This is a genomic window from Streptomyces otsuchiensis, assembly GCF_004305975.1.
Classification (GTDB): domain Bacteria; phylum Actinomycetota; class Actinomycetes; order Streptomycetales; family Streptomycetaceae; genus Streptomyces; species Streptomyces otsuchiensis.
Genome location: NZ_BHZI01000294.1, coordinates 1 through 6,702, shown reverse-complemented (window position 1 = coordinate 6,702; position 6,702 = coordinate 1). Strand labels below are relative to the sequence as shown.

5 protein-coding genes and 2 pseudogenes are annotated in these 6,702 nt (G+C 75.3%); 4 read left to right on the top strand and 3 right to left on the bottom strand.

The window, feature by feature from the left end; genetic code table 11:
• Window positions 1-899, bottom strand: an 899-nt coding sequence (locus tag E0D90_RS21890; protein WP_130799758.1) for a serine/threonine-protein kinase, incomplete at its 3' end; no start/stop codon positions are given.
• A 453-nt stretch (window positions 900-1,352) separates the two neighbouring features.
• On the opposite strand from E0D90_RS21890, the gene E0D90_RS21885 reads away from it, so the two are divergent.
• Window positions 1,353-2,000: a TetR family transcriptional regulator gene (locus tag E0D90_RS21885; protein ID WP_103504660.1), complete on the top strand. Its 648-nt coding sequence runs from the start codon at window positions 1,353-1,355 to the stop codon at window positions 1,998-2,000.
• 296 nt (window positions 2,001-2,296) lie between these two features.
• Complete coding sequence (locus E0D90_RS21880) at window positions 2,297-3,625, top strand: flavin-containing monooxygenase (protein ID WP_130799757.1); 1,329 nt, start codon at window positions 2,297-2,299, stop codon at window positions 3,623-3,625.
• Between the two features lie 117 nt (window positions 3,626-3,742).
• Here the strand turns inward: E0D90_RS21880 and E0D90_RS21875 are convergent.
• Together E0D90_RS21875 and E0D90_RS21865 are read right to left on the bottom strand one after the other, a co-directional pair.
• A pseudogene (locus E0D90_RS21875) lies at window positions 3,743-3,961 on the bottom strand (ATP-binding protein); the annotation flags it as partial.
• 1,061 nt (window positions 3,962-5,022) lie between these two features.
• Complete coding sequence (locus tag E0D90_RS21865) at window positions 5,023-5,397, bottom strand: STAS domain-containing protein (protein WP_103504661.1); 375 nt, start codon at window positions 5,395-5,397, stop codon at window positions 5,023-5,025.
• 339 nt (window positions 5,398-5,736) lie between these two features.
• On the opposite strand from E0D90_RS21865, the gene E0D90_RS21860 reads away from it, so the two are divergent.
• Both E0D90_RS21860 and E0D90_RS28065 read left to right on the top strand, forming a co-directional pair.
• A complete protein-coding gene (locus E0D90_RS21860) occupies window positions 5,737-6,312 on the top strand; it encodes a sigma-70 family RNA polymerase sigma factor (RefSeq protein WP_130799756.1) in 576 nt (191 codons plus the stop codon).
• A pseudogene (locus E0D90_RS28065) lies at window positions 6,312-6,702 on the top strand (hypothetical protein); the annotation flags it as partial. The gene E0D90_RS21860 and the pseudogene E0D90_RS28065, both read left to right, overlap by 1 nt.

The following is a 6,702-nucleotide window of genomic DNA, read 5'->3' as shown; positions in this document are numbered from 1 at the left end:
TTCGAACGGCCGCCGCGGCGCCGCTCGATGAGGGCCACCGCGCCGCCGGGCAGCCAGGCGGAGGCGCTGCCGCTGTCGTCGCCCGAGGAGAAGAGGTGCGGGGCGAGCTGCGCCTGGAGGTCGGCCGGGCTCGGCCGCTCGTCGGCGGCGTGCCGCATGCAGGACTCGATCAGGGGGCGCAGTTCCTCGGGGAGGCCGTCGAGGTCGGGGTTCTCCCGGAGCAGCATGAACACCGTCTCGACCGGGTTGGCGCCGTGGTACGGCGGGTGTCCGGTGGCGGCGAAGACCAGGGTGGAGGCGAGTGAGAAGACGTCGCTGGCGCCGGTGACCCCCCGGGAGTCCCGGGCCTGTTCGGGCGACATGTAGGCGGGGGTGCCGACCGCCACGTTGGTCATGGTCAGCCGGGAGTTGGAGACGCCGGAGGCGATCCCGAAGTCGATGACGCGCGGCCCGTCCTCGACCACCAGGACGTTGGACGGCTTGAGGTCGCGGTGGACCAGGCCCGCGCTGTGGATCGACTGGAGTGCCTCGGCGATGCCCGCCGCAAGCCAGCGCACGGCCTGCGGGGGCAGCGGGCCGCACTCGTTGACGATCTCCTCCATGGAGGGGGCGGGCACGTAGGCGGTGGCCAGCCACGGCACGGCCGCGCGGGGGTCGGCGTCGACGACGGCCGCGGTGTAGAAGCCGCTGACGGCGCGCGCGGCCTCGACCTCGCGCGTGAAGCGCACGCGGAACAGCTGGTCCTCGGCCAGTTCGGTGCGGACCGTCTTGATCGCCACCCGGCGGCCGGAAGCCGACCGGGCGAGGTAGACCAGGCCCATGCCGCCCGAACCGAGCCGGCCGAGCACCTCGAACGGCCCGATCCGCCGCGGATCGTGCTGCGTCAGCGGGTCCACCATGTCTGCCACCTCCCCGTCCGTCTGCCCACGCCCTGCTGAAGCATCTCACTACGGGTCGGGCGTCGCGGTCCAGTCACCGCCTGGTCGGGCTGATTCTTCCTGGCGGTACCGACAGTCCCGAACCGGGGTGCGTGACCACGGCCACCTGCCCGGACGCGGCCCGTGGTCGACTCCCGGTCCCCGCCCGAGCGGTGCCGGTGGGCGACGGCGGCAGCGGGGGCGCGCCGGGGGCACGCGGAGCGAACCGGGCGCCCCGTATGGCGGCCGGAGGCGGCGGCGCACCGGCGCCGCGAGGGGCGCCCGCCACCGGTTGGGGCCCTGCCGCACCCCATCACACCCTCGCGCACCCCTTCACGCGCCTTCGGACGCCCCCGCACCCCTGCTCACACATGGGACAAACCTGATCGGATGCTGTCGAATGGCGCGAATGTGACAAATAGCTAGGCTGACGGCATGACAGGAAATGTGACGACTGTGGACGGCCGGGTGGCCGGGCGTCGCGGCCAGGCGACGCGGCAGAAGCTGCTGGACCGCCTGGGCAAGATGCTCGGCTCGGCGCCCTACCGGGACGTCCGGGTCATCGATGTGGCACGCCAGGCCGGCACCTCGCCGGCGACGTTCTACCAGTACTTCCCCGACATCGAGGCGGCCGTGCTGGAGCTGGCCTCCGACGCCGTCCGGGAGAGCGCCGAGCTGTCCGACCTGGTGGCCGGACGGTCCTGGGTGGGCAAGGCCGGCAAGCAGACCGCCGAGGAGCTGGTCGACGGGGTCCAGTCCTTCTGGCGCCGGCACGAGGCCATCCTGCGGGTCATCGACATCAGCGCCGCGGAGGGGGAACGCCGGTTCGTCCGGCTCCGCGCACGGGTGCAGAGCGCCCTGGTCAAGCCGATGGCCGAGTCCCTGGAGGAGATCCGCGCCAAGGGACGGACCACCGGTGAGCCGCCGGCGGTGGCGGTCGCCGCGGCGCTGGTCACCATGGTCTGCGGGGCGGCGGCGCAGACCAAGAGCCTGCAGGCGGCCGGGGCCAAGCAGGCGGACATGAAGCCGACGCTGGCGATGCTCCTCCAGCTCGGCATGACGGGCCGCAAGCCCACCAAGTAGCGGCCGGGCGACCGTCGCCCGGCCCTGTCACCGGGGGCGTCGTACGGCAGCGCGCCGGCGGGTGGCCGCCGGCGCGTCGACGCGGAACGGCGTGATCCCATGCGATCCCGCCTCGATCCGGCGCGATCCCGGCACGCGACAGGGCGCGACGGGGCGCGACGGGGCGCGACCGGGCGACGCGGGGCGATCCCGGCACGGGAGGGCGCGACACCGGCGCCGTGGACCGGCACCGTTCACCTCCCGGCACCGCCAACGCCCTCTGCTGGTGCGGACGACGCGTGCGTATCCTCGTGTCCATGCCGACAGCCGACATATCCCCGCCCGTGCATGTCATAGGGGGCGGGCCTGGCGGGCTCGCCACCGCCGCCGCGCTCAAGGAACACGGGGTCCGTGCCGTCGTCCTGGAGAAGGGCGCCGATGTCGGTACCTCCTGGCGGAACCACTACGAGACGCTGCGGCTCCACACCACGCGGCGCTGGTCGGCGCTGCCGGGGCTGCCGATACCGCGCTCCGCCGGGCGCTGGGTGCCCCGCGAGGAGTTCGTCGACTACCTGGAGCGGTACACCCGCCACCACCGGCTGGAGCTGGCCGCCGGTGTCGAGGTCTCGAAGGTGGAGCGCGCCGACGAGGGCGGCTGGCGGCTGACCGCCAACGGCGGCCGGGTGCTGTACGCCTCGGCCGTGGTGGTCGCCACGGGCTACAACCACACCCCCCGGCTGCCGGAGTGGCCCGGGCGCGAGGAGTTCCCCGGCCGGCTGCTGCACGCCGCCGACTTCCGCGACGCCGGACCGTTCGAGGGCCAGGACGTCCTGGTCGTCGGCATCGGCAACACCGGGGCGGACATCGCCGTGGAGCTGGCGGGCGGCGGAGCCTCCCGGGTCCGGCTGGCGGTACGGACGGCGCCGCACATCGTGCGGCGCTCCACCCTGGGCTGGCCGGCACAGGCCAGCGGCGTGCTGAGCCGCCGGTTGCCCGTCCCCGTGGTAGACCGCATGGCCCGGCCGGTCGCCCGGCTGCTGCCCGACCTCGGCAAGCACGGACTCCCCCGCCCCGAGACCGGTCTGTACACCCGCGTGCGCGAGGGCGCCATCCCGGTGCAGGACGCCGGGCTGATCCGGGCGGTACGGCGCGGGAAGGTCGAACCGGTCGCCGCCCTGGACGGCTTCGAGGACGGCCGGGTGCGCCTGGCGGGCGGCGAGCTGATCAGCCCGGACGTGGTGATCGCCGCCACCGGCTACCGGCGCGGCCTGGAGGAGCTGGTCGGGCACCTCGGCGTGCTCGACGGCGACGGCATGCCGCTGGTGCACGGCCCCGACACCCACCCCGCCGCCCCGGGCGTGCGGTTCACCGGCTACACCAACCCGATCAGCGGGATGCTGCGGGAGATAGCCCGCGACGCGCCCCGGGTGGCGGCCGCGACAGCGCGCGAGCTGGAGGAGGCGCGCCGGGCCGCCGAGATCGCCGCAGCCGCGGAACGCGAGGGCCACGGCGAGGACGGGGCCGACGGCGGCAAGCGCCGGAAGGGCCGCAGGGGCGGGAAGGCCCGGAAGCAGGCCGTGGAGGGGAAGACCGGCCGTAGGCAGGGCCGGCTCGGCGCACGCGGCGAGGTCGCCGGGCGGGACTGACCGGCGGGAACTGACCGGCGGGAACTGACCGGACAGGACTGCCGGACGGGACACGGCGGAAACCGACTGGACCGCGCCGCGCCACCCCGCCCGTAGTGAACAAGCCACCAGGCCAGGTCAATACCTGGCCTGAACCTTGCGCGCTCCCGTCTCGGACCGGCAGTCGGGCAGATCCAGCTCACACCAGATGCGCTTGCCGCGCCCCTCGCGCTGCCAGCCCCAGCGGTCGGCGAGCAGCTCCACCAGTTCCAGCCCGCGCCCGCTGGTGTCGTCGCGCCGGGCCGACCGGCGACGGGGCGCGTGGCTGCTGTCGTCGACGACCTCCAGCCGCAGCGCGGGCGGACCCGAGAGCGGACAGACCCCGGAGGGCTCGGCCGAGGCCCACTCCTCCACCACCCATCCTTCCCCGAGCACACCGGCACACGCGGCGGACGAGCCCGGCCCGTCACCGTCACCGTCACGACCACCACTGTCACGGCCGCCGCCACTCTCACGGCCGCCACCCGGCCCGCCCCGCTCCTCGGCGGCACCGGTCCCGCCACACACCGCCCGGCCGGACGACTGCGCACTCCCCGGGGCCGCGCCGTCCGCGCCCGCCGCCCCACAGGCACCGCCCCCGGCGGAGAGCGCGGCGACGACATCGGGGACACCCGGGGGGCCGAAACCGGGCACCGGCCGGGTACCGCCCCCGGCGGGCGCGACCCACAGCAGCCCGCGCAACGGCACCACCGGCGCGGTACCGGGCACCGGGCCCGGCAGCCGCACCCGGCCGTCGTCGCCCCCCGCCCGCTGTACTCCGCCACCCCGGTCCGCGGAAGCGGTGGCGGTCGACGGTGAGCCGTGGGCCCCGCCCTCCTCCGGCCGGCGTGCGCCGTCGGCCGGGACGGAGGGCTCGGGCAGCAGCAGCCGCAGAAGGGCCGGCCGGCCGGTGTGCACGACCGCGTTGGTCACCAGTTCCGACACGAGCAGGATCACGGTGTCGGCCGGTGTCTCCGGTACCGGGCCCGCGCCGCCGTCCAGCTGTGCTCTGACCCACTCGCGGGCACGCCGCACCTCCGCAGGGTCGGGTCCGACCTCCAGCTGCCTGCGCAGCACCTGCACCGCTCACACCATCCGTACCGGCGGAAACCACGCCTCACGCCTGGGCGGACCCGACCGCGACAGGGCGTCGCAATCCCGAGTCTGCACAGCATGATTGACCGCGCGGGGGGACAACAAGCACTTCGGGCATATTCCGGCGCAAAGGAGTAAGGAACCGCATACTGTGCGACGCGACACGCGCCCAGTCGAACACGCCCATGATCAAGCCTGCTTGACCTCGCGGCAGCTCCGTGCGAGGTGCGCGGTACGGGCGGGGCCCGGCTCCGGCGACACGGCGGGCGTGGCCCGTCCGTCGGTCAGGCGGGCAGCGGCTGCGCGGCGTCGTCCGCCGCGGCGTCGAGATCGGGGAAGCAGTCGAACAGTCGTCGCACCCCGAGTGCGGCGAGCACCCGGTTGACGTGGGAGCCGTCCTCGGCGCCCTGGGCGGGAAGGATCAGCCGGAGCCGGCCGGCGCACGAGCGCATCAGCCGGCGGGACGCGATGAGGACGCCGACCCCGCTGGAATCGCAGAAACGGACGCCCGCGAGGTCCAGCACGACGTTCTTCCGGCCGTCGGCGACGGCGTCGTGGACGTGCTGCCGCACGGTCGGCGCCGTCACCAGGTCCAGCTCTCCCTGGACACGGAGAACGGCCCAATCCCCCCGCTGCTCGGTCAGCACATTCAACGACACGTGCCCGATGCCCCTTCTGCTCTCCGGTGCCCGTCCGCCCGGCGGTCTCACCACCGGGACCGACTCGCCCCTCGCCTACTCTATGCCCGCTCCCGTCCTCCCCGGCCACCGACCGTGTGTGCACAACCGGTGTGCCGTCCGTGTTCGTCCGGCATTCCGTACCGGCCCTCGGCTTCCACCTGCCCTTCCCACTTTTCGCCGCGCCACGCCTCCGGCCGTCCAGCCAGGGGTGTTCACGCCAGCCGCCGCGCCGGGCGGAGAGCGCGAATCAGTCCGACGGGTGCCCGCCCGGGGGTGGTAGCACTACATTTGACCCACGCGATGAGGGGCGGGCCCGACATGGCGCACGAGACGCCGCCGCAGTGGGACAGGGAAACGCGCCGGCGGCTGCGCCACGGCGAGGCGGCCGCCCTGGGCGAGCTGTACGACCGGTTCGCGCCGCTCGCGTACGGCATCGCCCGCCGCATCCTCGACGAGGACCCGGCCGCCGCCGACGTGACCGCCGAGGTCTTCGGGCGGCTGTGGGCCTCCCCCGACTCCTTCGACCCCGCCCGGGGACCGCTGCGCAGCTGGATCGCGACCGAGTCGCACCGGCTGGCCGTGGAACGGCTGCGCGACGCCGGAACGGCCGACCGGCCCGGCCACCCTCCCGGCACCACGCCGACTCCCACCACGGCCGCCGAGCTGGCCCACCGGGTGCGCGCCGCCTCCACGGCCGCCCGGGCCGACTACATCGTCACCTCGATGCCCGCGCCGCTGCGCGACGCCCTGGAACTGACCCGGGCGCAACGCCAGGACTACCGCCACGTGGCGCGGCGGCTGGGCATCACCGAGGAGGAGACGCGCCGCCGGCTCCGGCTCGGGCTCCAACTGCTCTCGACCGCCGGCAGCTACGCCGCCCCGGAGGGCGCCTGATGGCGGACGACGGCGCGGAGGGTGAACCCTCCGAGCGGAACGGCCTCCCGCCGGGCCCGCAGGAGGGCTGCACCGGACCGGAGACCGCCGACGGCGTTCCCGGCCAGCGGTCCCCCGAGCGCCCCGCGCCGGAAGGCGCCGAGGACGGCGAAGGACCGGACGCAGCCGGGGACGCGGGGGACGGTGACGACGGGCCGGACCCCGAGGCGACGGACGGCCCACCGGAGAAGAGCGCGGGCCCGTCCCCGGGCAGGCGTGCCCAGGTTCCGGCGCCGCGCACACCGCCGGAGCACCGGGGAGACGTGCCGTCCGGCGGTCCCGCCCGTGCCGCGCGCGTGCCCGGCCCGCGCCGCCCTCTGGAACCGCCGCCCGGCGCCGCTCCCCCGAGCC

Coding starts and splice junctions, on each gene's coding strand:
- E0D90_RS21885 (WP_103504660.1), top strand. CDS start 1,353: ATGACAGGAAATGTGACGACTGTGGACGGCCGGGTGGCCGGGCGTCGC.
- E0D90_RS21880 (WP_130799757.1), top strand. CDS start 2,297: ATGCCGACAGCCGACATATCCCCGCCCGTGCATGTCATAGGGGGCGGG.
- E0D90_RS21860 (WP_130799756.1), top strand. CDS start 5,737: ATGGCGCACGAGACGCCGCCGCAGTGGGACAGGGAAACGCGCCGGCGG.